Genomic DNA, 25,001 nt, shown 5'->3' with positions numbered 1-25,001 from the left:
AAGAAGGAGAGCAAACCATGAGCACTGCCGATTGGAAGGTGGAGCGCCTCGCCGGCGCCATCGGCGCCGAGATTTTGGGCGTCGATCTGTCGCGCCCGCTCGATGCCGCCGAGCGCGCCGCGCTGCGCGCGCTGTGGCTCGAGCATGGCGTGCTCTTTTTCCGCGACCAGCCGCTGTCGAGCGCGCAGTTCCTCGCTTTTGCCGAGGGCTGGGGCACGCCGGTCGAATACCCTTTCGTCAAAGGGCTTGCGGACTACCCCGTGATCATCGAGATCAAGAAGCTCGAGCACGAAAAGGTCAACTTCGGCGGCGTGTGGCACAGCGACACGGCCTACCTCGAGCGCCCGCCCATGGCCACGCTGCTGCTCGCGCGCGAGGTGCCGCCCTATGGCGGCGACACCCTGTTTGCAAACCAGTACCTGGCTTACGAAACCTTGTCCGAGGGCATGAAAAAGCTGCTCGACGGGCTGGACGCCGTGAACACCTCGGCCAAGGCCGACGTCACGCGCACGCGCGAAGACCGCCTGGCTGAAGTCGGGCGCAGCGACGCCGCGAGCCAGTACGAGGCCACACACCCCGTGGTGCGCACGCACCCCGAAACCGGGCGCAAGGCTTTGTATGTGAACTACGCGCACACGGCGCGCTTTGCCGGCATGACCGAAGAAGAAAGCGCGCCGCTGCTGCAATGGCTGTTTGCGCACCAGAAGAAGGAGGAATTCACCTGCCGTTTCCGCTGGCGCGTGGGCTCGCTCGCGCTGTGGGACAACCGCTGCACGCACCACTTCCCGGTCAACGACTACCACGGCTTTCGCCGCGTGCTGCACCGCATCACCCTGGCGGGCGACAAGCCGCAGCGCTGAGAGGCTGGGCGTCGCCGCCTGGGAGGCGGGCGGCGCCATGTGTTTTGGAGTGATTTTGGCCTTTTGACAAGGTACAGCAAGCGCAAGCAGCTATCTTTATCAAAGCGCTGCCTCACCGGTTAACCCCACTGCCGCCCTGCTGCGTGCGCTCGCGTAAGATGCCTGTGTGACATTGCCTTACCAAAACCCCGATCTGCATTCGCACTCCGTCGTCTCCGACGGCACCCTGACGCCCGAAGAACTGGCGGCGCGCGCGCGCGCCAACGGCGTCGATCTGTGGGCCTTGACCGACCACGACGAGGTCGGCGGCCAGCACCGCGCCGCCGCCGCAGCGCGCGCGCAGGGCATGGCCTATCTTTGCGGCACCGAAATTTCCGTGAGCTTTGCGGGCGAGACCGTGCACATCGTCGGCCTGGGGTTCGACCCCGACGACGCGGCGCTGGTGCAGGGCCTGGCCACCACGCGCGGCGGGCGCGAGCAGCGCGCACGCGAAATGGCCGAGCAGCTTGCCGCGCACGGCATCGCAGGCGCATTCGAAGGCGCGCTGCGCTACGTGGGCAACCCGGACTTGATCTCGCGCACGCACTTTGCGCGCTTTCTCGTCGAAGCCGGCGTGTGCCGCGACACGCCCGAGGTGTTTCGCAAATACCTGACCGAAGGCAAGCCCGGCTACGTGCCGCACCGCTGGGCCGCGCTTGGCGATGCGGTGCGCTGGATCGTCGGCGCGGGCGGCGTGGCCGTGATCGCGCACCCCGCGCGCTACCGCCTCACCGCAAACGAGGAATATGCGCTGTTTTCCGAATTCCGCGCGCACGGCGGGCAGGCCGTGGAAGTGGTCACCGGCAGCCACACGTCGGCCGAATACGCAAGGTATGCGCGCATGGCGCAAGAGTTCGACCTGGCGGCGTCGCGCGGCAGCGACTTTCACAGCCCCGAGGAATCCTCGTACGACCTCGGCTGCCTGCCGCACTTGCCAGCGGGGCTCGCTTCGGTGTGGGAACTGCTCGAAGCGCGCATCCAGCATCCTGCCTGAAGCGAGGAACGAGCATGGCCCAGTTCTTTGAAGTCCACCCCGACAACCCGCAGCCGCGTCTGCTGCGCCAGGCTGCGGCACTGTTGCAGCAAGGTGGCGTGCTGGCCGTGCCCACCGATTCGAGCTACGCGCTGGTGTGCCAGCTCGACGACAAGCAGGCCGTGGAGCGCCTGCGCCGCGTGCGCCAGGTCGATGACAAGCACCTGCTCACGTTGCTGTGCTCCGACTTGTCGCAGCTTGCAAACTACGCGCGCGTCGACAACCGGCAATACCGCCTGCTCAAGCTCGGCACGCCCGGGCCCTACACCTTCATCCTCGAAGCGTCCAAGGAAGTGCCGCGCCGCGTGAGCCACCCGCAGCGCAAGACCATAGGCCTGCGTGTGCCTGCGCGCAAAGGGTTGCAGATGCTGCTCGAGCTGCACGGCGCGCCGCTGCTTGCCACCACCCTGATCCCGCCGGGCGAGAGCGCACCGCTCAACGACGCGCAGGAAATCCGCGCGCGCTACGAGCATGCGATCGATGCCGTGGTCGATGCCGGCCCTTGCCCCGCTGAGCCCACCACGGTGCTAGACCTCGTGCCCATGGCCACGGGCGGCGAGCCCGTGGTGCTGCGCGAGGGCCGCGGCAGCCTCGCGGCGCTGGGGCTTTGAGTGCCTTGTTTTTATAGTCTTTTGGGCCTCTAGCGCTTATATATCAAGCGCTAGCAGCTATTTTTTGAGTAGCTTATTGCGCCGCCAGCACCAGCTGTTCGAGCTTGCGCGTGTCGGCGCAGAAGTTGCGGATGCCCTCGGCGAGTTTTTCCGTGGCCATCGCGTCTTCGTTGAGCGCAAAGCGAAAGCCCGGCTCGTCGTACTGCACGGGCGCGATGTCCATGGCGCGTGCGGCTTCTGGGTCTAGCGCGCGCTGCAGCGGCGCCTCGCTCGCGGCGAGCTGCGCGAGCAGCTCAGGCGCAATCGTGAGCAAATCGCAGCCCGCGAGCGCAATGATCTGCCCCACGTTGCGAAAGCTCGCACCCATCACCTCGGTGGCGATGCCGAAGTGCTTGTAGTAGTGGTAAATCTGGCGCACCGAGCGCACGCCGGGATCGTTCGCGCCGGCCATCGCGGCTTCGTCCCACTGCGCGCCGGCCTGCTTTTTGTACCAGTCGTAGATGCGCCCGACGAAGGGCGAGATCAGCTGCACTTTGGCCTGCGCGCAGGCCACGGCCTGGCAGAACGAGAACAGCAGCGTGAGGTTGGTGTGGATGCCGCGGCGCTCGAGTTGCTCGGCCGCGCGTATGCCCTCCCAGGTCGAGGCGATCTTGATGAGCACGCGGTCGATGTGTATGCCCTCGGCCTGGTAGAGATCGACGAGGCGCTCGGCGCGCGCCACCGTGGCGCTGGTGTCGAAGCTCAGGCGCGCATCGACCTCGGTGGAAACGCGCCCCGGGATGATGGCCAGAATCTCGCAGCCAAAACGCACGAGCAGGCGGTCGATCAGCGCGTCCATGGGCTGCCCGCGCCAGCGCGCCACCGTGGCCTGCAAGAGCGGCGCGTATTCGGGTTTTTGCACCGCCTTGAGGATCAGCGAGGGGTTGGTCGTGGCGTCCTGCGGCTGGTATTGCGCCAGCTGCTGGAAGTCGCCGGTGTCGGCAACCACGGTGGTGAACTGTTTGAGGGCTTCGAGCTGGTTCATGGCAAAACAAAGGAAAAAAGCCGGCAGCACTGGTCGAATGGGCACTGTCAGCTATTCATTTTAGGGTGCGCTGGTGTCGTGGCCGAATGTATGGCTGAAAGTGCGAGCCCACAGTGGTAATGCCCATCTCGCGCAGGCCCACCCTGGCTCCCTACAATTAGCCGCACCTTGGAGCCGTACTACGGCGGGGATCGTTGATGATTGGGAGACATGAACATGGCAGTGTATGAACTCGACGGCATGGTGCCGCAGCTCGCCGATTCGGCCTGGGTGGCCGACAGCGCGCAGGTGATCGGCCGCGTGACGCTGGGCGCGCAGGCGAGCGTGTGGTGCGGCGCGGTGCTGCGCGGCGACGCCGACAGCATCACCGTAGGTGCGGGCAGCAACATCCAGGACGCGAGCGTGCTGCATGCCGACACCGGCCAGCCGTTGGTCGTGGGCGAGCGCGTGACCGTGGGCCACATGGTCATGCTGCACGGCTGCACCATAGGCGACGAGTCGCTCATAGGCATAGGCGCCGTGGTGCTCAACGGGGCAAAAATCGGCAAGAACTGCCTCGTGGGCGCGGGCGCGCTCGTGACCGAGGGCAAGGAATTCCCCGATGGCTCGATGATCCTCGGCAGCCCCGCCAAGGTGGTGCGCCAGCTCACGCCCGAGCAAATCGAAGGGCTGCGCCAGAGTGCGCGGCACTACATCGAGAACGCGCGCCGCTTCCAGCGCAGCCTGCACAGGCTGGCGTAAGTGGCTTGCGGTCGCTTCTTTTTGATCCACTGAACCTTCGAAAGCGAAAGCTGCGCGTGTCCGAATTACACAAATTTCTGTTCGAAGGCCTGCCCGTGCGCGGCATGCTCGTGCGTCTGACCGATGCCTGGCGCGACATTCTGCAGCGCCGTGCGGCCAATTCCGCCACGGGCCCCTACCCGGCGCCGGTACGTGCCTTGCTCGGTGAAATGGCCGCGGCGGCGGTGTTGATGGAGTCGAACATCAAATTCAACGGTGCGCTGGTGCTGCAGGTGTTTGGCGACGGCCCGGTCAAGCTTGCCGTGGTCGAGGTGCAGCCTGACTTGAGCCTGCGCGCCACGGCCACGGTGCGCGGCCCCGTGGCCGAGGACGCCACGCTGGGCCAGATGCTCAACGTCGAAGGCGGCGGGCGCTGCGCGATTACGCTGGACCCCAAGGACAAGTCGGTAGGGCAGCAGCCTTACCAGGGCGTGGTGCCGCTCGAAGATGCGCGCTACCGCAGCTTTGCGAGCATGTCGGACGTGCTGCAGCACTATATGCTGCAGTCCGAGCAGCTCGACACCGTGCTGGTGCTGGCCGCCAATGATGAACTGGCAGCCGGGCTGTTGATTCAGCGCATGCCGGCTGCGGGCGAGGGCAATCTGGCGCAACGCCGGGGTTCCGCGGAGCACGAAGACCAGATCGGTGCGCATGAGGACTACAACCGCATCGCGCATCTGGCCGCGAGCCTCACGCGCGAGGAACTGCTCTCGCTCGATGCCGATACCATCTTGCACCGCCTGTTCTGGGAAGAAAACCTGCTGCGCTTCGAGCCCTTGCAAGGCGCGCGCGGGCCGCGCTTTGCCTGCAGCTGCAGCCGCGCGCGCGTGAGCGCCATGCTGCGCAGCCTGGGCGAGCCGGAGGCCGAAAGCATTCTGGCCGAGCGCGGCGAGGTCGAGGTGGGCTGCGAGTTTTGCGGCCAGCAGTACCGTTTCGACGCCGTCGATGTGGCGCAGATTTTTGCAGCCCCGCCCGACGCGCCGGATGCACCTTTTGCACCACCAGGGCCGCAGGGGCTGCAGTGAAAATGGATGGGTGATTACTTAACATGGAGACAGGATGAAACCCCAAACAGCCATCGTGGCGGTGTCCGAGATGAAGCCCGGGCGATACCCGCACTACAACGGTATGGAGATGTACCGCCAGGTACTGGCGCAGTTTCTGCGCGAATGGCCGCAGCTGCGCCCGTCCGACATTCAGGGCCTGATGTCGGCGCCTGCGGGCATGGCCTCGGCCGAAGGTGTCGATGTGTTCGCGCACGAAAAGATCGCCGAAGAGCTGGGCATAGAGCCCAGCTTCAGCGAAACCATCAACGCGGGCGGCGCCACCTACGCGCTCATGCTGATCCGCGCGAGCTTGGCCATAGAGCGCGGCCTGTGTGATTCGGTGCTGTGCCTGGGTGCGGGGCGCTTTCCCAACGTAGGCAGCGGCATGGCCGAGACCCTGAGCAAGCTCATCAGCCACCCCGAATTCGAATATCCGTACGGCACCTATATTCCGCCGATTTTTGCGCTCAATGCCACGCGCCACATGCACGAGTTCGGCACCACGCGCGAGCAGCTCGCGCAGGTGGCCGTGTCACAGCGCGCCTGGTCGCTCTTGCACCCCGACGCGCTGATGGCGCCGCAAGGCCCGCTGACCATAGACAAGGTGCGGTCCTCGCGCCCGATCGCCTACCCTTTCAACCTGCTCGACTGCTCGGTACCCTGCGAGGGCGGCTCTGCCGTGTTGCTCGTGTCTGCGCGGCTTGCCACGCGCTACGCGAAGCAGCCCTGCTACCTGCTCGGTTACGGCGAAAAGCACACGCATTCGAGCATCAGCCAGGCGCACGACTTGACCACGCTGGGTTCCAAGGAAACCGGCGCCAAGGCCTACCGCATGGCCGGCGTAGGCCCTGCCGACATGGACTTCGCGCAGCTCTACGACTCGTTCAGCATCAACCCCATCATTTACGCCGAAGACCTGGGCCTGTGCCCCAAAGGCCGGGGCGGGGCCTTTTTTGCCGGCGGGCGCACGGCACCGGGCGGAGAATTCCCGGTCAACACCTATGGTGGACTGATGTCCTTCGGCCATGTGGGCGACGCCTCGGGCCAGACCATGATCGTCGAGGCCGCGCGCCAAGTCATGGGCATCGCGGGGCCGCAGCGCCAGCTGGCCAAGGCCGATCTGGGCGTCGTGCACTGCTACGGCGGCATGATGGCCGAGCACGCGACCCTCGTACTCGGGAGGCAGTCATGAGCACGCACCACACAAATCCCAAACCCGTCCCCGAAGTCAGCCCGCACAGCAAGCCCTACTGGGATGCAGCGCAGCGCGGCGAGCTCGTGTTCCAGCGCTGCCGCGGCACGGGCAAGCCTTTTTTGTATCCGCGGCCCTGGAGCCCGTTCGATTTTTCGCCCGACCCGGTGTGGGAAAAGGCCAGCGGCCGCGGCACTGTGTTCAGCTACACCGTGGTTTATCAGCCGCCGTATGAGGCGTTTCGCGACGACTGCCCGTTCGTGATGGCCATCATCCAGCTCGAAGAGGGGCCGCGCCTCATGACCAACATCCTGCACTGCGACCCGCAGTCGGTCTATATCGGCATGCCCGTGAAGCTGTGCTTCGAGACGCGCGCGGGCGGCTTCAAGATTCCGCAGTTCGAGCCGGCCTGAGGCCGGAGCAGACCTCGCGGCGTCTTTGCCGCGAGGTCTGGGAATGGCAGGGGCGGCGCCGTGCCGCCCCTGTGTTATTTGCTCGGGCGCTGGATTTCGCCGAATACGCGGCCCATGACCTCGTTGGCCGATTCGAAGGGCTTGGCGCCGCGCATGTCGCAGATGCGTGCATAGTTGTCGCGCACTTCTTCGGGGGCGGGCACCTGGCCGTCGCCCAGCAGCACGCCTTCGCCTTCCATGATTTGCACACGCGCGTAGTAGCCGGCGCCGACCTCGACAATGTCCCCCGTGGCCTGGTTTTCGGCAGCGCAGAACCAGGCCACCATGGACGAAACGTATTCGGGTTTGAGCCGTGGCTTGACGTCCGCGGCGATCAGGTCTTCTGTCATGCGCGTGAGCGCGATCGGCGCGACGGTGTTGACGCGGATGTCGTACTTGGCACCTTCGTGCTTGAGCGCGTTCATGAGGCCCACGATGCCCAGCTTGGCCGCCGCGTAGTTGGCCTGGCCGAAGTTGCCGAACAAGCCGGCCGCCGAAGTGGTCATCACGATGCGCCCGAAGTTGGCCTCTTTCATGTGCGGCCAGGCGGCCATGGTGCAGTAGGCCGAACCAGCCAGGTGCACGGCCACGACGGCGTCGAAGTCCTGCGGCGTCATTTTCAGAATGGTGCGGTCGCGCAGGATGCCTGCGTTGTTCACCAAAATGTCCACGCGTCCCCACTGGTCGAGTGCGGCTTGCACCATGCGTTGGGCGCCTTCGGGGCTCGCGACCGAGTCGGCATTGGCAATGGCGGTGCCGCCCGCAGCCTGGATTTCGGCCACTACTTGCTGTGCCGGCGTGAGCGAGCTGCCGCTGCCATCGACGGCGCCACCGAGGTCGTTGACCACGACCTTGGCACCGCGCGAGGCGAGGAACAGCGCGTGGCTGCGGCCCAGGCCAGAGCCGGCGCCGGTGACGATGGCGACGCGGTTGTCGTAACGAATGTTCATGGGTGTCTCCTTGGTGTCGTTGCAGGTTAAACCCATATTGTCCATTAGGCGGCCCTTCGGGCCTACGCGGGCGCTGGCGGTTGTCTGGCGGTCATTTGGGCCGCGGCTTCGTCGTTCGTGGTGGTTCCACGAACTCCTCAGCCGCGACCAAACTGCCGCGCCAGCCGCCTCGCCCTCATCCCGCGCCCTAACGAACAATCTGGGTTAAAGAAATCCGTATCGGGTGTTTTGCCGAGTTTTGCGCCGCTTTGGCGCCGGCTTTGCGAATGTGCGAAGGGTGCAATACTCAAGCCATCCGAACGTTTGTTAGGATAGCAGGTTCATCGCTTAGATGTCGTTTCTTTCCTTTTCATCATTTTGATCGGTTCCCCATGAGCATCAAAAGACAAGCCTGTATCGTGGGTGCCTACGAGCACCCCACACGCAAAGCGCCGGACAAGACCGTCGCCCAGCTGCACGCCGAATCCGCGCGCGGCGCCCTCGAAGACGCGGGGCTTTCGCTGAGTGACGTCGATGGCTACTTCTGCGCCGGTGACGCGCCGGGCCTGGGCATGCTCAGCATGGTCGACTACATGGGCCTGCGCCCGCGCCACGTCGATTCGACCGAAACCGGCGGCTCCTCGTACATCGCGCACGTGGCCCATGCCACGCAGGCCATCATGGCGGGCAAGTGCAACGTCGCGCTGATCACGCTGGCCGGGCGCCCGCGCTCCGAGGCCTCGAGCGGCACGCAGCCGCGCAACTGGGGGCCCAACGTGCCGGACACGCCGTTCGAGACGCCCTACGGCCCGGTCACCGTGAACATGTACGCCATGGTGGCCCAGCGCCACATGCATGAGTTTGGCACCACCGCGGAGCAGCTCGCCTGGATCAAGGTCGCGGCCTCGCACCATGCGCAGCACAACCCCAACGCCATGCTGCGCGACGTGGTCACCGTGGAAGACGTGGTGAACTCGCCCATGATTTCCGACCCGCTGCACAAGCTCGACTGCTGCGTGGTCAGCGATGGCGGCGGCGCGCTGATCGTCGCGCGGCCCGAGATTGCGCGTTCGCTCAAGCGCCCCATCGTCAACGTGCTCGGAGCGGGCGAGGCGCCCAAGGGGCTCAATGGCGGCAAGGTCGATCTTTCGTACTCGGGCGCGGCCTGGTCGGGCCCGCGCGCATTCGCCGAGGCGGGCGTGACGCCGGCGGACATTCAATACGCATCGATCTACGACAGCTTCACGATCACCGTGCTGATGCAGCTCGAAGACCTGGGTTTTTGCAAGAAGGGCGAGGGTGGCAAGTTCGTCGCCGACGGCAACCTGATCTCCGGCGTGGGCAAACTGCCCTTCAATACCGACGGCGGCGGTCTGTGCAACAACCACCCGGCCAACCGCGGCGGCATCACCAAGGTGATAGAGGCCGTGCGCCAGCTGCGTGGCGAGGCGCACCCCGCGGTGCAAGTGAAAAACTGCACGCTGGCGCTTGCGCAGGGCACCGGCGGCTCCCTCGGCGCGCGCCACGGCAGTGCCACCTTGATTCTCGAAAGGGCCTGACGCCATGACCACCGCAAGCACACGCACCATCCCTTCGCCAGATATCTGGCCCGACAACAAGGAGTTCTGGGCCGCCACGCAGTCCGGCAAGCTGCTCATCAAACACTGCCGTTCCTGTAACCAGCCGCACTGGTATCCGCGCCCGCTGTGCCCGTTTTGCCTGAGCGAGCAGACCGAGTGGCAGGAGGCCGCCGGCACCGGCACGATCTACACCCTCAGCGTCGGCCGCCGCGTCGGCCCCGTGCCCTACGTGATCGCCTACGTCACGCTCGACGAGGGTGTGAGCATGCTGACCAACATCGTCGATTGCGACTTCGACGCCCTGCGCATCGGCGACCGCGTCAAGGTGGTGATGAAGCCGAGCGAAAACGGCACCATGGTGCCCATGTTCACGCCGGTGTAATCTGATAAGCGAAAAAACGGGGCGCCGGTTTGTCCGAACCGGCGCCCCGTACCGTTTTGCCGAGGTGTTTTCAGCGCGGAGCGATCTGCACGTAGATTTCGTTGGGCTTGACCATGCCCAGTTCGCTGCGGGCCTTGTCTTCGACCATCTCCAGCCCCTCTTTGAGGTCGTTGACCTCGGCGGCGAGCCGCTCGTTGGCCTGCTGGGCCTGGGCGTTTGCGGCCTTTTGCGCGGCGAGCTGCTGCTGCAGGCTGCGCACATGCGCGACACTGCCGCGCCCGAGCCAGAGCTGGGCGTGCAAGGCCACCAGCAAGGCCAGCAGCACGAAGGGAACGAAGCGCCCGCCCATGGTGGCTCGGTGGAGGCGGATGGCGGCTAGGTGGCGCGGCGCGCGGTCAGCGCAGGTTGTAGAACGCCGCGCGGCCCGGGTAGTGGGCGACGTCGCCCAGGTCTTCCTCGATGCGCAGCAACTGGTTGTATTTGGCCATGCGGTCGCTGCGGCTCAGCGAGCCGGTCTTGATCTGGCCCGCGTTGGTGCCCACGGCGATGTCGGCGATGGTGGCGTCCTCGGTTTCGCCCGAGCGGTGGCTGATGACGGCGGTGTAGCCCGCGCGCTTGGCCATTTCGATGGCCTGGAAGGTTTCGGTCAGCGTGCCGATCTGGTTGATCTTGATGAGGATGGAGTTGGCGATGCCTTTGTCTATGCCTTCCTTGAGGATCTTGGTGTTGGTGACGAACAGGTCATCACCCACGAGCTGCACGTTCTTGCCCAGGCGCTCGGTCAGGTGCTTCCAACCGTCCCAGTCGCCTTCGGCCATGCCGTCCTCGATGCTGATGATGGGGTACTTGTCGCACCAGCTCGCGAGCATGTCGGTCCACTGCGCAGCCACGAGTTGCAGGCCGCCTTCGCCTGCGAGCACGTATTTGCCGTCGCGGTAAAACTCGCTTGCCGCGCAGTCCAGGCCCAGCGCAATCTGCTCGCCGGCGCGATAGCCCGCGGCATCGATCGCCTGCAGGATGAGCTGGATTGCGGCCTCGTGGTTGGCCACGTTCGGGGCAAAGCCGCCTTCGTCGCCCACGGCCGTGCTCATGCCTTTGTCGTTGATGATTTTCTTGAGCGCGTGGAACACCTCGGCGCCCCAGCGCAGCGCTTCGCGAAAGCTCGGTGCGCCCACGGGGATGAGCATGAACTCCTGCAGGTCGAGGCTGTTGTTCGCGTGCGCGCCGCCGTTGATCACGTTCATCATGGGCACGGGCAGCTGCATGCTGCCCATGCCGCCGAAGTAACGGTACAGCGGCAGGCCCGATTCCTCGGCGGCGGCGCGCGCCACGGCCATGCTCACGGCGAGCAGCGCGTTCGCGCCCAGGCGGGCCTTGTTGTCGGTGCCGTCGAGGTCGATCAGCGTGCGGTCCAGGAAGGCCTGCTCGCTCGCGTCCAGGCCCAGCACGGCTTCGGAGATTTCGGTGTTGACGTGCTCGACGGCCTTGAGCACGCCCTTGCCCAGATAGCGGCTCTTGTCGCCGTCGCGCAGTTCGATGGCCTCGCGGCTGCCCGTGGAGGCGCCCGAGGGTACGGCGGCGCGACCCATCACGCCCGACTCGAGCAGGACGTCGCACTCGACGGTGGGGTTGCCGCGGCTGTCGAGGATTTCACGGCCGACGATGTCAACGATGGCGCTCATGGAGCTTCTTCCTTTGCAAAAGTTTATGAATGAAATAAGGCTTTAGCGCTTGTGCATCCTGCGCAAGCAGCTATCAAAAAAGATTTTTTCGTGGCGGGGCTCACACGCCCTCGACGGCCAGCAGGCGCATCACGGCAGCGCCCTCGCGTGCGGCGCGCGCCTTGCGGTATTCGGGCGAGTCGTAGAACGCGCGCGCGGCTTCCACGCTGGGGAACTTCAAGACCACGATGCGCCCCGGATCGCAGCCACCTTCGAGCACTTCGACCTTGCCGCCGCGCACGCACACTTCGGCGCCATGCACGCGCATGGCTTCGGTGCTGAGTTTGCGGTATTCGTCGTATTGCGCCGGGTTGGTGACGGTGACCGAGGCGATGACGTAGGCACTGCTCATTTTTTGTCTCCTCGATGAGGGGTGAACCTTAACGCCCGCTGCCTGGCTCAGGCGCGAAAAACGTCTTCGAGAAAGCCCTGGCGCTTGGTGACCTGGTCGAGCGCGAGCAGGGTTTCGAGCAGGGCGCGCATGTGCGCGAGCGGCACGGCGTTGGGCCCGTCCGAGAGCGCTTGCGCGGGGTTGGGGTGCGTTTCCATGAACAAACCCGCCACGCCCACGGCCACGGCCGCGCGCGCGAGCACGGGCACGAACTCGCGCTGGCCGCCGCTGCTCGTGCCCTGGCCGCCGGGCAGCTGTACGCTGTGCGTGGCGTCGAACACCACGGGCGCACCCGTCTCACGCATGATGGCGAGCGCGCGCATGTCGCTCACGAGGTTGTTGTAGCCAAAGCTCACGCCGCGCTCGCAGGCCAGGAATCGATCTTCCGACAGGCCCGCCTCGCGTGCGGCAGCGCGCGCCTTGTCGATCACGTTTTTCATGTCGTGCGGCGCGAGGAACTGGCCTTTTTTGATGTTGACCGGCTTGCCCGACTGCGCCACGGCGCGGATGAAGTCGGTCTGGCGGCACAAAAAGGCCGGTGTCTGCAGCACATCGACGACCGCGGCCACAGTGGGCACCTCGGCCTCGGTGTGCACATCGGTGAGGACGGGGACGCCGATCTCGCGGCGCACCTTGGCCAGAATTTCCAGCCCGCGCTCCAACCCTGGGCCGCGAAAGCTCGCGCCGCTCGAGCGGTTGGCCTTGTCGTAGCTGCTCTTGAAGATGAAGGGGATGCCCAGCGCCGCGGTGATTTCCTTGAGCTGCCCGGCCACGTCCATTTGCAGCTGCTCAGACTCGACTACGCAAGGGCCGGCGATGAGGAAAAACGGCTGCTCGAGCCCGACGTCGAAACCGCACAGTTGCATGGCTTTTCCTTTGGCGCTCAGGTGGCGGTGGCAGGTGCCGCTGTCGCGGCGACTGCGGCGGGCATGCAGGCGCCGGCTGGCGTCGAAGCCGCGTTGCCAAGCCGCCGCGCGCGCTGCTGCACCGCGGCCGCGATGAAGGCGTTGAACAGCGGATGCCCGGCCCAGGGCGTGCTCTTGAACTCAGGGTGGAACTGCACGCCGATGAACCACGGGTGCACGCTCTGCGGCAGCTCGATGATCTCGGTCAGGTGCTCGCGCTGGGTGTAGGCCGAGATCACGAGCCCGGCTTCGCGCAGGCGCTCGAGGTAGTGGACGTTGGCTTCATAGCGGTGGCGGTGGCGCTCGGTCACCACGTCGCCGTAGATCTGGTGCGCCAGCGTGCCGGGTTGCACGTCGGCACTTTGCGCGCCCAGGCGCATGGTGCCGCCGAGGTCAGAATGCTCGTCGCGCTTTTGGATGCTGCCGTCGGCGTTTTTCCACTCGGTGATGAGCGCGATCACGGGGTGCGGCGTGTGCGGGTCGAACTCGGTGCTGTTTGCACCTTCGAGCCCGGCCACGTGGCGCGCGTATTCGATCGTCGCCACCTGCATGCCCAGGCAGATGCCCAGGTAGGGAATGCGCTGCTCACGCGCGAACTGGGCCGTGCGGATCTTGCCTTCCACGCCGCGCTGGCCAAAGCCGCCCGGCACCAGGATGGCGTCGTAGTCGGCGAGCTGGCGCACCGTGTCGGCGTCCATGGTTTCGGAGTCGATGTGCACGATGTGCACGCGCACGTGGTTGCGCATGCCCGCGTGGCGCAGCGCCTCGTTGACCGACTTGTAGCTGTCGGAAAGCTCCACGTACTTGCCCACCATGGCGATGGTGACCTCGCCCTGCGGGTGCTCGGTTTCGTAGACGAGCGCGTCCCAGCGCTGGAGCTTGGCGGGCGGCGTGTTGAGGCGCAGCTTGTCGCAGATCAGGCCGTCCAGCCCCTGCTCGTGCAGCATGCGCGGCACCTTGTAGATGGTGTCCACGTCCCACATGCTGATCACGCCCCACTCGGGCACGTTGGTAAAGAGCGAGATCTTGGCGCGCTCTTCGTCGGGGATGCGCCGGTCGGCGCGGCACAGCAGCGCGTCGGGCTGGATACCGATCTCGCGCAGTTTTTGCACCGTGTGCTGCGTGGGCTTGGTCTTGAGCTCGCCCGCCGCGGCGATCCAGGGCACGTAGGTGAGGTGCACGAAGGCAGCGTTGTTCGGCCCCAGGCGCAGGCTCATCTGGCGCACGGCTTCGAGGAAAGGCAGCGACTCGATGTCACCCACGGTACCGCCGATCTCGACGATGGCGACGTCGAAGATTTCATCGCCGCCCACCCCTGCGCCGCGCTGGATGAACTCCTGGATTTCGTTCGTGACGTGCGGGATCACCTGCACCGTTTTGCCCAGGTAGTCGCCGCGGCGCTCTTTTTCGAGCACGGACTGGTAGATGCGGCCCGTAGTGAAATTGTTGGCGCGCCGCATGCGCGTTTCGATGAAGCGTTCGTAGTGGCCCAGGTCGAGATCGGTCTCGGCGCCGTCCTCGGTAACGAAGACCTCGCCATGCTGAAACGGGCTCATGGTGCCCGGATCGACGTTGATGTAGGGGTCGAGCTTGATGAGGGTGACTTTGAGACCCCGCGATTCGAGGATCGCGGCAAGGGAGGCAGAGGCGATTCCCTTGCCCAGGGAAGACACCACACCGCCGGTGACGAAGACGAATTTGGTCATGTCGTTTATGGGTGGTGGGAAATGGAAATTATAGGGGGGCGGCTTTCGGTGGGGCTTGTCGGGGCTTGGCCAGACAGGCTAGGAGCCTGTCTGGCTTTGGGCGTCGAAAGCGAGAATGCGCCCCGGCGAGACCCGTTTTTGCCGGATTCGCCGCCCCATAGTGGTGCTATGGGGCAAGAAGACGGTAAAAAATCGGCCGCTGCGGCGCATTCGCAGCCGACGATTCCAAAGTCCGACAGGCTCCTAGGTGGTCAACCAGCTGCGTAGCACTGTGCATGCGATGCCCCTGATTGTTGGGTGCACATTAGGCTTCACAAGCTTCCGAATAATGGTGTACAATTCGCAGCTTGCCGCGCGATGGAGCAGTCTGGTAGCTCGTTGGGCTCATAACCCAAAGGTCGGAGGTTCAAATCCTTCTCGCGCAACCAAAATTGAAAAAAGCCCGGTTCAAGCCGGGCTTTTTGCGTTCAGGTGCTGCAAAGGCCACTGCATCTGGTGCATGAGTCGTTGCAGCCCCGGATGAGCATTTCTACCGCGATCGCGACCAGAATCAAGCCCATCAGCCGCTCAAAGGCGGTCGCCAAGCCTCAGCTCTGTATGCGTTCGGCGAGCACGAGCGCCAGAGCGCAGACCACCAGGGTGATGGTCAGGGCAAGCTCCCACTTTGAATCGGCGCTGCGGTGCCTAGGAGCCTGTCGGACTTTGGGCGTCGAAAGCGAGAATGCGCCCCAGCGAGGCCAGTTTTTGCCGGATTCGCCGCCCCATAGTGGTGCTATGGGGCAAGAAGCCGGTGAAAAATGGGCCGCTGCGACGCATTCGCAGCCGACGATTCCAAAGTCCGACAGGCTCCTAGCAGCCTGCAGGGTTTTCGAATCGCCGGCTACCATGGCATCGCAAATGCACACACAGGTTATGCGCTACCCCAGGCGCTGTATGTTCCTGGAGGCTTACGGTGTGCTCAGCGGCTTTGGGCCCTGCGGCGCTCGGCCATTCATGCCTGAGAGGGGTCTGCTGCCAGTCGGTCGTACTTTTTGAAATATTGTTTTGCCAAAGCCACCAGTTGCGCATCGGAAGGATGGTCGGCGGGAATGGAGTCCACGATGAGGGTTGCGGTCTGCGGGCGATGCGCCTGACACCATTCGCGAAACTGGTTGCGCGCCAAGCCTGGCCCGGTAAGCAGCACCTCGTGGGTGCCTTCGAGTGCCTTGGTGATGTCGTCGAAAAATTGGACAGTATCGACGGCCTTGTCCTGCGGTTTATGGTGGCTGCGCGATTTGATGCGCTGTGCTTCGAGATGTTCGCGGTCGAACATCAGCACATGGGCTTCAGAGTGGTCCAGCCAGACGATGGCGTGAAATGTAGCCATGGAATTCCTTTTTCGGTTTGAGAATGCATGTGCCTTCGGTAAGGCCGTGGCGCTGCGACGGCTGTTAGGCGCGGGGATGGTGTTTTTCGAAGGTCTCCTGGCACGCGATGCAGCGCAGGGCCTCGGGAGCCGCCTGCAGGCGTGCAAGCGGAATGTTTATGCCGCAATCCATGCAAAGGCCGTAAGTGCCGGAGGCTATGCGCTCAAGTGCAGCGGCAATGTCGGCAAGGCGCGCGACCTCATGTTCGTCCAAGGAGAGTTCGTCTTCTTTCTTGGAAGCCACCTCGGACTGAGGGTCTTCGAGTTGCGCGAAGTGTTCTGCGGTGGCTTCGGCGCGGCTGACGACACCGCCGCGCTGAAGCGAAATGCTGTCCAATAGCTCGGACTGCATGTGCAGCAATTTGTCTTTGAAAGGTGCGGCTTGAGTGCTGTCCATGGGTGAGTGCTCCTGAAAAAGAAATCGCAAAATTACTCTTGTAATCATCTTGCGCCTTCTGCCTTCGTCTGCCGTTGACCGAAATCAAGGGTTGGGTTCTTGGGGAGTCCTTGCGCTTCGGCTAATCGCTAGCGCGGTTCATAGTAGCGTTTGGAGGTTAGGGCCGCTGGCTAAAATGGTTCGGTCACCAAGTGCAAAGTTGACCCATATCGCAAAGGAGAGTCCTTCATGAAATTTCAAAGTATTGCCGCATCCTTCGCCCTGGCCGGCGCTTTGTTTGCTGCGCAAGCCGTGGCGCAAACTGCCGCGGCGCCGGTGAGCGTGGAAAACGCCTGGGTGCGTGCTCCGGTGGCGGGGCAAAAAGCGACCGGTGCGTTCATGCGCATCACGGCCAAGACCGATCAGCGGCTGGTGCGCGCTGATTCGCCCGTGGCGGGCGTGACCGAAGTGCACGAGATGGCCATGGATGGCAATGTGATGCGCATGCGTGCCATCCCGGCGCTGGATGTTCCTGCAGGCAAGCCTGTGGAGCTCAAGCCTGGCAGTTACCATGTGATGTTGATGGACTTGAAAGCGCCGCTGGAAAAGGGCACGAATGTTCCCTTGACCCTGGTGTTCCAGGACGCCAAGGGCGTACAGAGCCAACTGCAGTTGCAAGTGCCCGTGACGGATCAGCCGCCGGCTGCCAAGATGCAACACAAGAACGCAGAGCATTCGCACTGAGTTTTTTAGACGCTAAATGGTGAGGGCTTGTGGGCCCGGCAATGCACAGTCTTTGGATGGAGGAGCGAACATGAACAATGCACCTCAGTGGAGCTTCAGCGCCATGGTGCCGGGTTTCGATTTTTTGCAGAACCTGGTGAAGGGCGCGTCGGGTGGTATGGGGCAAATGCCGCACCTGGCGAGTTGGGTGGCGCCGACCATCGATGTGCAGGAGTTGCAAAAGCGCATAGACGATCTCAAGGCGGTGCAGTTCTGGCTCGAGCAGAACGGGCGCGCGCTGGCGGCCACAGTCCAGGCGCTCGAGGTGCAAAAAATGACCCTGAGCGCGCTGCAGGGCATGAACGTGGGTTTTGCGGACATGGTGCAAAACTTTCAGCCGACAAAGTCTGCCCCTGCCAGCGCGCCCGCCACGCCGGCCAAAGAGCCTGAGCCTGCGAAGGCGACCAAAGCGGTGTCGGGAGCGGACAAGCAAGATGCGCCGAGGGCTGAGGCACAGACGGCGCAGGCGGCCAGCATGCTCGACCCCATGCAGTGGTGGGGGGCGCTGACGCAGCAGTTTCAGCACATCGCGACGCAGGCGCTGCAAGAGATGGCCGCGCCCGCAGCCCAAGGAGCGCCGGCCGCAGTTCAGGAGGCGCTCCAATCTGCCGCGGGTGCTGCGAGCCAGGTGGGTCAAATGGCGGCGCAAAGTTGGCAGGGCATGCAGGAAGCCGCGCAAAAAATGGCGCAGGCCGCGACGGGGCAAAAGCCGCCTCCTGCTGCGGGCGAAAATGCGGCCGCAAGCCGCAAGTCCGCGACAGCGAAGGGTGCGGCGCGCAAGGCTGCCGCATCGGCTCCGGCTGCAGCACCGGCGCGCCGCACTGCCAGCAAAAAGGCGTCGGCGCCAGCGCGCAAGTCTGCCGCGGGCAAGAGCGCGCGCTGAGACCGACGCGCTCTGCGGCCGGCGTTCACGCGCCTTCTACCTTCTCATCCTCTCAGTCTGCGTAGCTGCCTGCGGCCTTGATGATGGCGCCCCACTTGTCGATTTCGGCGAGCACGAACTTCTTGTGCCCGGCTGGATCGACGCGGCCGTCGGTCACGATGACGGCGCCCAGGCCTTCCTGTTTTTTCACGAATTCCGGGTCTTTGAGCGCCTGTTTGAGCGCGTCGTTGAGCTTTTTCTGCACGCCTGCGGGCGTGCCCTTGGGCGCGTACAGGCCGTGCCAGATCGTGACCTGGAAGTTTTTCAGGCCCGATTCGTCGAGCGTCGGCAGGTCTTTGAGCGCCGGGGTCTGCAGGCGCTTGAGGGTGGTGACGGCATAGGCCTTGACCTTTTTCGCCTCGATCTGGCCCGTGGTGTTGGTGGTCTGGTCGCACAGCAGGTCGATCTGGCCGCCGATCAGGTCGGTCATGGCCGGGGCCGTGCCTTTGTAGGGCACGGGGGTCATTTCGACCTTGATCGTGGACTGGTACAACAGGCCGCACAGGTGCGAGGCCGAGCCCAGGCCGGCGTGGCCGAGCGTGATGTTGCCCTTGTTCTGCGCGATCCAGGCGCTGAGCTCTTTGTAGTTGTTCGGCGGCAGCGTGGGGCGGCCGATCAGGGTCATGGGCACGTCGTTGACCATGCCGAGGAACTCGAAATCGTTGGGCACGCTGAACGGCAGCTTGCGGTACATGCTCGGCATGGTGGCCATGCTGATGTGGTTGAGCAGCAGGGTGTAGCCGTCGGGCGTGGCGCGTGCCACGCGCGCCGTGCCTATGGTGCTGCCGGCGCCCGCGGTGTTGTCCACCACCACGCTCACGTCGCCCAGGGGTTTGCGCAGCGCTTCAGCGAGGTCGCGTGCGACGCGGTCGGTGGGGCCGCCGGCGGCGTAGGGTACGACGATGGTGATGGTCTTGTTTTTGGCCGGAAAGTCTTCGGCGTGTGCGCCAGCGGGGACGAGGGCAGCCGCGAGGGCGAGGGCCGGCAGGGTGTGTTGCAGCAGTTTGCGCATGATTCCTCCATCAAAATGGGCTTTTGCGCCCATGGGTAGAGCGTAGGCAGCTATGAAAAGTAGCGTTTTCTGCGACGCATTCAGCGGTAACTGCGTGCATCTTCGATGACGATGCCGTCGTTGGGCAGCGAGCCCGGCGGCAGCATTTCGACTTCGCAGCGCAGCTTGGTCACTTCGCGCATGGTTTCGCTGAGCAGCTCGGCGAGGCCGGCGGCGGTTTCGCGGGTTTCCACCTTCAGCACCATCTGGTCGTTGCCCATTTCGCCGCTGACGACGAGGCGCGCGCGCAGCACTTGTGGGAAGCGGCGCACGACGTCGGCCACCTGGCCGGGGTGCACGAACATGCCGCGCACCTTGGTGGTCTGGTCGGCGCGTCCGAGCCAGCCGCGGATGCGCGTGTTGGTGCGGCCTGTGGGGCAGGTGCCGGGCAGGATGGCGGAAAGGTCGCCGGTGCCGAAGCGGATCAGCGGGTACGCGGGGTTGAAGGTGGTGACCACGAGCTCGCCGACTTCGCCCTCGGGCAGCGGCTCGCCCGTGCCGGGGCGCACGATTTCGACGAGCACGCCTTCGTCGAGCACCAGCCCCTCGCGGGCGCTGGTTTCGTAGGCGATCAGGCCCAGGTCGGCCGTGGCGTAACACTGGTAGGCCGCGATACCGCGCGCCGTGAGCCAGTCGCGCAGCGAGGGCGGGAAGGCCTCGCCCGAGACCAGCGCCTTGCGCATGCTGGGCAGCGGCTGCTGCATTTCGGCGGCTTTTTCGAGGATGATTTTGAGAAAGCTCGGCGTGCCTACGTAGCCTGCGGGGCGCAGTTCGGCCATGGCCTGCACCTGCTGTTCGGTCTGGCCCGTGCCGCCCGCGAACACGGTGCAGCCGAGCGCGTGCGCGCCGCTTTCCATCATGGCGCCGGCGGGTACGAAGTGGTAGCTGAAGCAGTTGTGGATCAGCTCGCCGTGGCGAAAGCCCGCGGCGTACAGCGCACGCGCGGTGCGCCACTGGTCGCGCGCCGTGCCTTCGGGCTCGTAAATGGGGCCGGGGCTTGCGAACACGCGCGGCATGTCCGGGCCGAAGCGCAGCGCGCTGAAGCCGCCGAACGGATCCAGCGCGCGCTGCGCCTGCTGGCGTTCGAGCAGTTCGTGCTTGCGTGTGACGGGCAGCTTGGCGAGTGCGGCGCGGCTGGTGACCTGGGCCGGATCGACGTGCGCGAGGATGTCGGCAAAGGCCGGCGCGGCGGCGCGTGCGTGTGCGATCTGCGCGGGCAGCGCGGCGAGCAGGGCTGCCTCGCGTGCGGCGGGGTCGCGGGTTTCGAGGGCGTCGAAGAATTCGGTCATGGCGTTTGCTATTTAAAAGAAAGCTGCTTGCGCCGATCCAGCAAGCGCTAGAAGCCAAAAATGCTCTAAATTGGAATGGGCTTCAGGCCAGCCAGCGCTTGCGCCGTCGGTAGCTCTTGACGTCCTTGAAGCTCTTGCGCTCGCTGCTGCCCATGCCAAGGTAGAACTCCTTGACGTCCTCATTATTCGCCAAGTCGCTGGCGGGGCCGTCCATGACCACGCGCCCGCTTTCCATGATGTAGCCGTAATCGGCGTACTGCAGCGCCATGTGGGTGTTTTGCTCGGCCAGCAGGAAGGTGACTTTTTCTTTCTCGTTGAGGTCTTTGACGATGTGGAACACCTCTTCGACGATTTGCGGCGCGAGGCCCATCGAGGGCTCGTCGAGCAGCACCACGCTGGGCTGGGTCATGAGGGCACGGCCGATCGCGCACATCTGCTGCTCGCCGCCCGAGGTGTAGGCGGCCTGCGAGTGGCGGCGCGTCCTGAGGCGCGGGAAGTAGGTATAGACCTTTTCGAGGTTGGCCGCGATCTCGCCCTTGTCTTTGCGCGTGTAGGCGCCGGTGAGCAGGTTCTCCTCGATCGTGAGGTGCGCGAAGCAGTGCCGGCCCTCCATGACCTGCACCACGCCGCGCTGCACGAGCTCGGCGGGCGAGAGGTTTTCGATGCGTTCGCCGCGCAGCGTGATCGCGCCTTTGGTGACCTCGCCGCGCTCGCCCTGCAGCAGGTTGGAGATCGCGCGCAGCGTGGTCGTTTTGCCGGCGCCGTTGCCACCCAGCAGCGCGACGATGCCGCCTTCGGGAACGCTGAGCGACACGCCCTTGAGCACGAGGATCACGTGGTTGTAGATGACCTCTATGCCGTTCACGTTGAGGACGATGTTTTTAGGATCCATGGGGTGCTCTCGGGGTTGCCCGGCGCAAGGGCTGCAAAACAGCTCTTGCGCGGGGTTTTCAGGACTGGCAATCGGCAGCGGTGCGGCGCGTGATCTTTTTCTCGGCCGCGTACTTGTCGGCCACGCTCTTGACCAGCGGCTTGAGGATTTGCTCGTCGGCCTGCAGCCAGTCGCTCGAGAACTGCCACTTGCTGCCGTCCCAGGTGTGGATGCGCGCCCAGTTGCCGCCCATGTGATCCTGGCAGCTCGTGGAGACGGGCTTGAGCACGCCCTTGAAGCCCAGCGCGTCGAGCTTGGCCTGCGTGAGGTTGAGGTTTTCGAGGCCCCAGCGTGCCTGCTCGGAGCTGATGACCTTGCCCTTGCCGAAGCGCTCCTGCGCGGCGCGCACGGCCTCGACGGCGTACATGGCGCTGACCACGCCGCGCATGTACATCACTTGCCCGACTTCTTCCTTGGGGCCCGTGCCCTGGCCTTTGGCGTGGAGCTTGTCGAGGATTTCTTTGACCACGGCGGAGCCGGGCTCGGCGCCGTGCTGCATCGCGGCGGCGTTGTAGCCCTTGGCGCCCATGCCTACGTCCTTCACGTCGGGCTCGGCGCCCGACCACCAGGCGCCGTACATTTTTTCGCGCGGGTAGCCCGTGGCCTGCGCCTCTTTGAGCGAGGTGGAATTCATGATGCCGTAGCCCCACAGCAGCACGTAGTCGGGGCGCTGCTGGCGGATCTGCAGCCAGGTGGATTTTTGCTCCACGCCGGGCGCCGTGACGGGCAGCGCATTGAACTGAAAGCCCAGCATCGCGGCGCGCTCGGTCAGCAGCGGGATGGGCTCCTTGCCGTAGGGGCTGTCGAGATAGACGAGCGTGATCTTTTTGCCTTTGAGCTTGTCGAGGCCGCCTTCCTTCTTGCCGATCTGCTGCAGCAGCACGTCGGCCGCGACCCAGTAGGTGCCGCCGATGGGGAAGTTCCACTTGAACACGCCGCCGTCCTGCGACTCACTGCGGCCGTAGCCCACGGTGAGCAGCGGGATTTTGTCGATGGGGGCCTTTTCGGTGAGCGCGAAGGTGATGCCCGTGGCCAGCGGCTGGAACAGCGTGGCGCCGCCGTTTTTGCCCTTGAGGCGTTCGTAGCACTCCACGCCGCGGTCGGTGGCGTAGGCGGTTTCACACTCTTCGACCAGCACCTTCACGCCGTTGATGCCGCCGCGTGCGTTGGTCAGCTTCATGTAGTCGGCATAGCCGTTGGCCCAGGGGATGCCGTTGGGCGCGTAGGGGCCGGTGCGATAGACCAGCGCGGGCAGGTATTGCTCCTTGGCCTGCTGGGCCAGGGCGGCCGGTGCCACGAGGGCCGCGGAAAGGGTCGCGCCGAGGGCGGACGCGGAAAGGACGAGGTTGCGCAGCTTCATCACGAGGTCTCCTTGGAAAAAATCGCTCAGCACGAACGAGGGTTTGTAAAACTCAGTGCGGGAAGGGCCACAAGCGCATTTTTTGCCGACCAATGCTCCAGAGCTTGGCCAGGCCGTGCGGCTCCACGATCAGGAACCACACGATGAGCACGCCGAACACCATGGATTCGGTGTGGGCCAGCAGCGCCGTCGATACCTCGGCGCCAAACAGCGCGCCGAGCACGGGCAGAAAGCGGCTCAGAAAAATCGGCAGCACGACGATGAAGGCCGCGCCGAAAAAACTCCCCATGATAGAGCCCAGGCCGCCGATGATGACCATGAACAGCAGCTGGAACGAGCGCTCGACGGAAAAGGCTGCGGGCTCCCACGAGCCCAGGTGTACGAAGGCCCAGAGCGCGCCCGCCACACCGATGATGAAGCTGCTCACGGCAAAGGCGCTGAGCTTGGCGTACATGGGGCGGATGCCGATCACCGCGGCGGCCACATCCATGTCGCGGATGGCCATCCACTCGCGCCCGATCGCACCGCGCACCAGGTTTTTCGCGAGCAGCGCGAACAGCGCGAGCAGGGCCAGGCAGAACAGGTACTTTTGCAGCGGCGTGGCGATGGGCCAGCCGAAGATTTGCAGGTTGGCCACCGACACCGAGCCCGAGGGGCTGTTGCCGGTGAACCATGGGATGCGCAAAAAGGCCCAGTCGCAGAAAAACTGCGCCGCGAGCGTCGCCACGGCCAGGTACAGGCCCTTGACGCGCAGGCTGGGGATGCCAAACACCATGCCCACGAGCGTGGCAAAAAAACCGCCCGCGAGCAGCGCCACGAGCAGCGGCATGCCGTCTATGCGCACGAAGCAGTTGTAGGCCATGTACGCGCCCACGGCCATGAACGCGCCCGAGCCCATGGAAATCTGCCCGCAGTAGCCCACGAGGATGTTCACCCCGAGCGCGGCGAGCGCGAGGATCAGGAACGGGATCAGGATCGCGCGCAGCAGGTACTCGTCGGCCAGCAGCGGCACGCCCACGAAGGCAAATGCCAGCAACGCCACGATGGCCCAGCGGTCTTGCGCCACGGGGAGGATCTGCTGGTCGGCCTGGTAGCTGGTCTTGAACTGGCCGTTCTCGCGGTAAAACATGGGTCAGCCTCTGGGAATAGTAGTCAAAATGGCCATTTGTGCAGGTTTATCAAGCGCTGGCAGCTATTGAATTCATATCTCGTCACACACGATCGATGATCTTCTGGCTGCGCCGAAAAATCATCGTTTGCTTGCGCAAAGTGCCCTTCGGGCAAATCGCGTGTTTCACACACGATCGATGATTTTTTCTCCAAACAGCCCCTGCGGGCGGAACAGCAGAAACACGAGCGCGAGCACGTAGGCAAACCAGATTTCGATGCCGCCGCCGACGAAGGGGCCGAGATAGACCTCGGAGAGCTTTTCGCCCACGCCGATGATGAGCCCGCCGATGATCGCGCCGGGCACCGAGGTCAGGCCGCCGAGGATGATCACCGGCAGCGCGCGCAGTGCCACGGTGGCGAGCGAAAACTGCACGCCCAGCTTGCTGCCCCAGATCACCCCGGCCACGAGCGCCGTGATGCCCGCGACGCACCACACGATGACCCAGATGCGCGAAAGCGGAATGCCGATCGACTGCGCGGCCTGGTGGTCGTCGGCCACGGCGCGCAGCGCGCGGCCGGTGCTGGTCTTCTGGAAAAACAGCGACAGCAGCGACACCAGCAGCGCCGCGACCACGGTGGCGATCAGGTCTTCCTGGTTCACCATGATGCCGCCCGGGAAGGTGTTTTCGAACAGCAGCAGCGGGTCTTTGGGCATGCCCACGTCGATCTGGTAGATGTCGCTGCCGAACAGCGTCTGCCCCAGGCCGTCGAGAAAGTAGGTGATGCCCAGCGTGGCCATGAGCAGCGTCACGCCTTCCTGGTTCACGAGGTGGCGCAGCACCAGGCGCTCCACCGCCCAGGCGAGCACGAACATGCAGGCCGCGGCGAGCACGAAGGCGATGGCGTTGGCCAGCAGCTTGCCCTCCAGCCCGAGCCAGTGCGGCACCCACTCGGAAAAGCGCGCCATCGCGAGCGCCGCGAACAGCACCATCGCGCCCTGCGCGAAGTTGAACACGCCGCTGGCCTTGAAGATCAGCACGAAGCCCAGGGCCACGAGCGAATACAGCATGCCCGCCATCAGGCCGCCGAACAGGGTTTCGAGGAAAAATCCCATCTCACTTGT

Annotated in this window: 27 protein-coding genes and 1 tRNA gene; 13 read left to right on the top strand and 15 right to left on the bottom strand. The window is 64.8% G+C overall.

What is annotated here, in order from left to right; translation table 11 throughout:
* The first annotated feature begins 17 nt into the window (after nt 1–17).
* From FK527_RS05365 to FK527_RS05355, 3 genes are all read left to right on the top strand, one after another.
* Nucleotides 18–860, top strand: a complete 843-nt coding sequence (locus FK527_RS05365) for a TauD/TfdA dioxygenase family protein (protein WP_144730825.1) — start codon at nt 18–20, stop codon at nt 858–860.
* 166 nt (nt 861–1,026) lie between these two features.
* A complete protein-coding gene (locus FK527_RS05360; protein WP_144730824.1) occupies nt 1,027–1,893 on the top strand; it encodes a 3',5'-nucleoside bisphosphate phosphatase in 867 nt (288 codons plus the stop codon).
* A gap of 14 nt (nt 1,894–1,907) precedes the next feature.
* Nucleotides 1,908–2,543, top strand: a complete 636-nt coding sequence (locus FK527_RS05355) for an L-threonylcarbamoyladenylate synthase (RefSeq protein ID WP_144730823.1) — start codon at nt 1,908–1,910, stop codon at nt 2,541–2,543.
* A gap of 73 nt (nt 2,544–2,616) precedes the next feature.
* Here the strand turns inward: FK527_RS05355 and tal are convergent, their stop codons facing one another.
* The gene (gene tal / locus FK527_RS05350) at nt 2,617–3,567 is read right to left on the bottom strand and encodes a transaldolase (protein WP_144730822.1); all 951 of its coding nucleotides are present in this window, start codon (nt 3,565–3,567) and stop codon (nt 2,617–2,619) included.
* Between the two features lie 216 nt (nt 3,568–3,783).
* Here tal and FK527_RS05345 point away from each other — a divergent pair, with 216 nt between their 5' ends.
* From FK527_RS05345 to FK527_RS05330, 4 genes are read left to right on the top strand one after another with little or no spacing between them, the layout of a single operon-like run.
* Entirely contained in the window at nt 3,784–4,308 is a 525-nt protein-coding gene (locus tag FK527_RS05345) for a gamma carbonic anhydrase family protein (RefSeq protein ID WP_144731100.1), read from the top strand.
* Nucleotides 4,309–4,364: 56 nt separating this feature from the next.
* Nucleotides 4,365–5,372: an Hsp33 family molecular chaperone HslO gene (gene hslO / locus FK527_RS05340; protein WP_144730821.1), complete on the top strand. Its 1,008-nt coding sequence runs from the start codon at nt 4,365–4,367 to the stop codon at nt 5,370–5,372.
* 34 nt (nt 5,373–5,406) lie between these two features.
* The gene (locus tag FK527_RS05335) at nt 5,407–6,585 is read left to right on the top strand and encodes a thiolase C-terminal domain-containing protein (protein WP_144730819.1); all 1,179 of its coding nucleotides are present in this window, start codon (nt 5,407–5,409) and stop codon (nt 6,583–6,585) included.
* Nucleotides 6,582–6,998: a Zn-ribbon domain-containing OB-fold protein gene (locus tag FK527_RS05330; RefSeq protein WP_144730817.1), complete on the top strand. Its 417-nt coding sequence runs from the start codon at nt 6,582–6,584 to the stop codon at nt 6,996–6,998. Before FK527_RS05335 ends, FK527_RS05330 begins: the two co-directional genes overlap by 4 nt.
* 74 nt (nt 6,999–7,072) lie before the next feature.
* Here FK527_RS05330 and FK527_RS05325 read toward each other — a convergent pair whose 3' ends face one another.
* Entirely contained in the window at nt 7,073–7,987 is a 915-nt protein-coding gene (locus tag FK527_RS05325; RefSeq protein ID WP_144730815.1) for an SDR family oxidoreductase, read from the bottom strand.
* 371 nt (nt 7,988–8,358) lie between these two features.
* On the opposite strand from FK527_RS05325, the gene FK527_RS05320 reads away from it, so the two are divergent.
* Both FK527_RS05320 and FK527_RS05315 read left to right on the top strand, forming a co-directional pair.
* Nucleotides 8,359–9,525, top strand: coding sequence for a thiolase domain-containing protein (locus FK527_RS05320; protein WP_144730813.1), 1,167 nt, complete (start codon nt 8,359–8,361; stop codon nt 9,523–9,525).
* 4 nt (nt 9,526–9,529) lie between these two features.
* Entirely contained in the window at nt 9,530–9,928 is a 399-nt protein-coding gene (locus tag FK527_RS05315) for a Zn-ribbon domain-containing OB-fold protein (RefSeq protein WP_144730811.1), read from the top strand.
* 70 nt (nt 9,929–9,998) lie between these two features.
* Here FK527_RS05315 and FK527_RS05310 read toward each other — a convergent pair whose 3' ends face one another.
* The 5 genes from FK527_RS05310 to FK527_RS05290 form a co-directional block, all read right to left on the bottom strand.
* Nucleotides 9,999–10,277, bottom strand: a complete 279-nt coding sequence (locus tag FK527_RS05310; RefSeq protein WP_144730809.1) for a septum formation initiator family protein — start codon at nt 10,275–10,277, stop codon at nt 9,999–10,001.
* 46 nt (nt 10,278–10,323) lie between these two features.
* Complete coding sequence (gene eno / locus FK527_RS05305; RefSeq protein WP_144730807.1) at nt 10,324–11,610, bottom strand: phosphopyruvate hydratase; 1,287 nt, start codon at nt 11,608–11,610, stop codon at nt 10,324–10,326.
* 100 nt (nt 11,611–11,710) lie between these two features.
* The gene (locus tag FK527_RS05300) at nt 11,711–12,001 is read right to left on the bottom strand and encodes a DUF1330 domain-containing protein (protein ID WP_144730805.1); all 291 of its coding nucleotides are present in this window, start codon (nt 11,999–12,001) and stop codon (nt 11,711–11,713) included.
* Between the two features lie 47 nt (nt 12,002–12,048).
* Nucleotides 12,049–12,906 (bottom strand): 3-deoxy-8-phosphooctulonate synthase, encoded by an 858-nt coding sequence (gene kdsA / locus FK527_RS05295; protein WP_144730803.1) that lies wholly within the window; start codon nt 12,904–12,906, stop codon nt 12,049–12,051.
* Between the two features lie 17 nt (nt 12,907–12,923).
* A complete protein-coding gene (locus FK527_RS05290) occupies nt 12,924–14,651 on the bottom strand; it encodes a CTP synthase (protein WP_144730801.1) in 1,728 nt (575 codons plus the stop codon).
* A gap of 21 nt (nt 14,652–14,672) precedes the next feature.
* Here FK527_RS05290 and FK527_RS05285 point away from each other — a divergent pair, with 21 nt between their 5' ends.
* Nucleotides 14,673–14,918: a hypothetical protein gene (locus tag FK527_RS05285; RefSeq protein WP_144730799.1), complete on the top strand. Its 246-nt coding sequence runs from the start codon at nt 14,673–14,675 to the stop codon at nt 14,916–14,918.
* An 84-nt stretch (nt 14,919–15,002) separates the two neighbouring features.
* Nucleotides 15,003–15,079 (top strand) — tRNA-Met (locus FK527_RS05280).
* 563 nt (nt 15,080–15,642) lie between these two features.
* Here the strand turns inward: FK527_RS05280 and FK527_RS05270 are convergent.
* Nucleotides 15,643–16,017, bottom strand: coding sequence for a hypothetical protein (locus FK527_RS05270; protein ID WP_144730797.1), 375 nt, complete (start codon nt 16,015–16,017; stop codon nt 15,643–15,645).
* Between the two features lie 64 nt (nt 16,018–16,081).
* Entirely contained in the window at nt 16,082–16,408 is a 327-nt protein-coding gene (locus FK527_RS05265) for a TraR/DksA family transcriptional regulator (RefSeq protein WP_246072680.1), read from the bottom strand.
* 273 nt (nt 16,409–16,681) lie between these two features.
* Here FK527_RS05265 and FK527_RS05260 point away from each other — a divergent pair, with 273 nt between their 5' ends.
* Entirely contained in the window at nt 16,682–17,176 is a 495-nt protein-coding gene (locus FK527_RS05260; protein ID WP_144730793.1) for a copper chaperone PCu(A)C, read from the top strand.
* A 70-nt stretch (nt 17,177–17,246) separates the two neighbouring features.
* Nucleotides 17,247–18,098: a PhaM family polyhydroxyalkanoate granule multifunctional regulatory protein gene (locus FK527_RS05255; protein WP_144730790.1), complete on the top strand. Its 852-nt coding sequence runs from the start codon at nt 17,247–17,249 to the stop codon at nt 18,096–18,098.
* Nucleotides 18,099–18,150: 52 nt separating this feature from the next.
* Here FK527_RS05255 and FK527_RS05250 read toward each other — a convergent pair whose 3' ends face one another.
* The 6 genes from FK527_RS05250 to FK527_RS05225 form a co-directional block, all read right to left on the bottom strand.
* A complete protein-coding gene (locus FK527_RS05250) occupies nt 18,151–19,149 on the bottom strand; it encodes a tripartite tricarboxylate transporter substrate-binding protein (RefSeq protein WP_144730788.1) in 999 nt (332 codons plus the stop codon).
* 80 nt (nt 19,150–19,229) lie between these two features.
* Nucleotides 19,230–20,477: a phenylacetate--CoA ligase family protein gene (locus FK527_RS05245; RefSeq protein ID WP_144730786.1), complete on the bottom strand. Its 1,248-nt coding sequence runs from the start codon at nt 20,475–20,477 to the stop codon at nt 19,230–19,232.
* Between the two features lie 82 nt (nt 20,478–20,559).
* On the bottom strand, nt 20,560–21,369 hold the full coding sequence (locus tag FK527_RS05240; RefSeq protein WP_144730784.1) for an ABC transporter ATP-binding protein: 810 nt from the start codon (nt 21,367–21,369) through the stop codon (nt 20,560–20,562).
* A gap of 58 nt (nt 21,370–21,427) precedes the next feature.
* Entirely contained in the window at nt 21,428–22,768 is a 1,341-nt protein-coding gene (locus tag FK527_RS05235; RefSeq protein WP_144730782.1) for an ABC transporter substrate-binding protein, read from the bottom strand.
* A 52-nt stretch (nt 22,769–22,820) separates the two neighbouring features.
* On the bottom strand, nt 22,821–23,897 hold the full coding sequence (locus FK527_RS05230) for a branched-chain amino acid ABC transporter permease (RefSeq protein ID WP_144730779.1): 1,077 nt from the start codon (nt 23,895–23,897) through the stop codon (nt 22,821–22,823).
* A gap of 165 nt (nt 23,898–24,062) precedes the next feature.
* Nucleotides 24,063–24,992, bottom strand: coding sequence for a branched-chain amino acid ABC transporter permease (locus FK527_RS05225; RefSeq protein WP_144730777.1), 930 nt, complete (start codon nt 24,990–24,992; stop codon nt 24,063–24,065).
* Nucleotides 24,993–25,001 lie beyond the last annotated feature (9 nt).

The sequence above is a fragment of the Extensimonas perlucida genome (genome assembly GCF_007655255.1).
GTDB lineage: Bacteria > Pseudomonadota > Gammaproteobacteria > Burkholderiales > Burkholderiaceae_C > Extensimonas > Extensimonas perlucida.
The sequence above is the reverse complement of the archived record's forward strand: the minus strand, read 5'-3'. Positions and strand labels throughout refer to the sequence as shown.

What these genes read in the sequence shown, in the direction of transcription:
- FK527_RS05365 (WP_144730825.1), top strand. Translation starts at nt 18, where the DNA reads ATGAGCACTGCCGATTGGAAGGTGGAGCGCCTCGCCGGCGCCATCGGC.
- FK527_RS05355 (WP_144730823.1), top strand. Translation starts at nt 1,908, where the DNA reads ATGGCCCAGTTCTTTGAAGTCCACCCCGACAACCCGCAGCCGCGTCTG.
- tal (WP_144730822.1), bottom strand. Translation starts at nt 3,567, where the DNA reads ATGAACCAGCTCGAAGCCCTCAAACAGTTCACCACCGTGGTTGCCGAC.
- FK527_RS05345 (WP_144731100.1), top strand. Translation starts at nt 3,784, where the DNA reads ATGGCAGTGTATGAACTCGACGGCATGGTGCCGCAGCTCGCCGATTCG.
- FK527_RS05335 (WP_144730819.1), top strand. Translation starts at nt 5,407, where the DNA reads ATGAAACCCCAAACAGCCATCGTGGCGGTGTCCGAGATGAAGCCCGGG.
- FK527_RS05330 (WP_144730817.1), top strand. Translation starts at nt 6,582, where the DNA reads ATGAGCACGCACCACACAAATCCCAAACCCGTCCCCGAAGTCAGCCCG.
- FK527_RS05325 (WP_144730815.1), bottom strand. Translation starts at nt 7,987, where the DNA reads ATGAACATTCGTTACGACAACCGCGTCGCCATCGTCACCGGCGCCGGC.
- FK527_RS05320 (WP_144730813.1), top strand. Translation starts at nt 8,359, where the DNA reads ATGAGCATCAAAAGACAAGCCTGTATCGTGGGTGCCTACGAGCACCCC.
- FK527_RS05315 (WP_144730811.1), top strand. Translation starts at nt 9,530, where the DNA reads ATGACCACCGCAAGCACACGCACCATCCCTTCGCCAGATATCTGGCCC.
- FK527_RS05310 (WP_144730809.1), bottom strand. Translation starts at nt 10,277, where the DNA reads ATGGGCGGGCGCTTCGTTCCCTTCGTGCTGCTGGCCTTGCTGGTGGCC.
- eno (WP_144730807.1), bottom strand. Translation starts at nt 11,610, where the DNA reads ATGAGCGCCATCGTTGACATCGTCGGCCGTGAAATCCTCGACAGCCGC.
- FK527_RS05300 (WP_144730805.1), bottom strand. Translation starts at nt 12,001, where the DNA reads ATGAGCAGTGCCTACGTCATCGCCTCGGTCACCGTCACCAACCCGGCG.
- kdsA (WP_144730803.1), bottom strand. Translation starts at nt 12,906, where the DNA reads ATGCAACTGTGCGGTTTCGACGTCGGGCTCGAGCAGCCGTTTTTCCTC.
- FK527_RS05290 (WP_144730801.1), bottom strand. Translation starts at nt 14,651, where the DNA reads ATGACCAAATTCGTCTTCGTCACCGGCGGTGTGGTGTCTTCCCTGGGC.
- FK527_RS05285 (WP_144730799.1), top strand. Translation starts at nt 14,673, where the DNA reads ATGGAAATTATAGGGGGGCGGCTTTCGGTGGGGCTTGTCGGGGCTTGG.
- FK527_RS05270 (WP_144730797.1), bottom strand. Translation starts at nt 16,017, where the DNA reads ATGGCTACATTTCACGCCATCGTCTGGCTGGACCACTCTGAAGCCCAT.
- FK527_RS05265 (WP_246072680.1), bottom strand. Translation starts at nt 16,408, where the DNA reads ATGCAGTCCGAGCTATTGGACAGCATTTCGCTTCAGCGCGGCGGTGTC.
- FK527_RS05260 (WP_144730793.1), top strand. Translation starts at nt 16,682, where the DNA reads ATGAAATTTCAAAGTATTGCCGCATCCTTCGCCCTGGCCGGCGCTTTG.
- FK527_RS05255 (WP_144730790.1), top strand. Translation starts at nt 17,247, where the DNA reads ATGAACAATGCACCTCAGTGGAGCTTCAGCGCCATGGTGCCGGGTTTC.
- FK527_RS05250 (WP_144730788.1), bottom strand. Translation starts at nt 19,149, where the DNA reads ATGCGCAAACTGCTGCAACACACCCTGCCGGCCCTCGCCCTCGCGGCT.
- FK527_RS05245 (WP_144730786.1), bottom strand. Translation starts at nt 20,477, where the DNA reads ATGACCGAATTCTTCGACGCCCTCGAAACCCGCGACCCCGCCGCACGC.
- FK527_RS05240 (WP_144730784.1), bottom strand. Translation starts at nt 21,369, where the DNA reads ATGGATCCTAAAAACATCGTCCTCAACGTGAACGGCATAGAGGTCATC.
- FK527_RS05235 (WP_144730782.1), bottom strand. Translation starts at nt 22,768, where the DNA reads ATGAAGCTGCGCAACCTCGTCCTTTCCGCGTCCGCCCTCGGCGCGACC.
- FK527_RS05230 (WP_144730779.1), bottom strand. Translation starts at nt 23,897, where the DNA reads ATGTTTTACCGCGAGAACGGCCAGTTCAAGACCAGCTACCAGGCCGAC.
- FK527_RS05225 (WP_144730777.1), bottom strand. Translation starts at nt 24,992, where the DNA reads ATGGGATTTTTCCTCGAAACCCTGTTCGGCGGCCTGATGGCGGGCATG.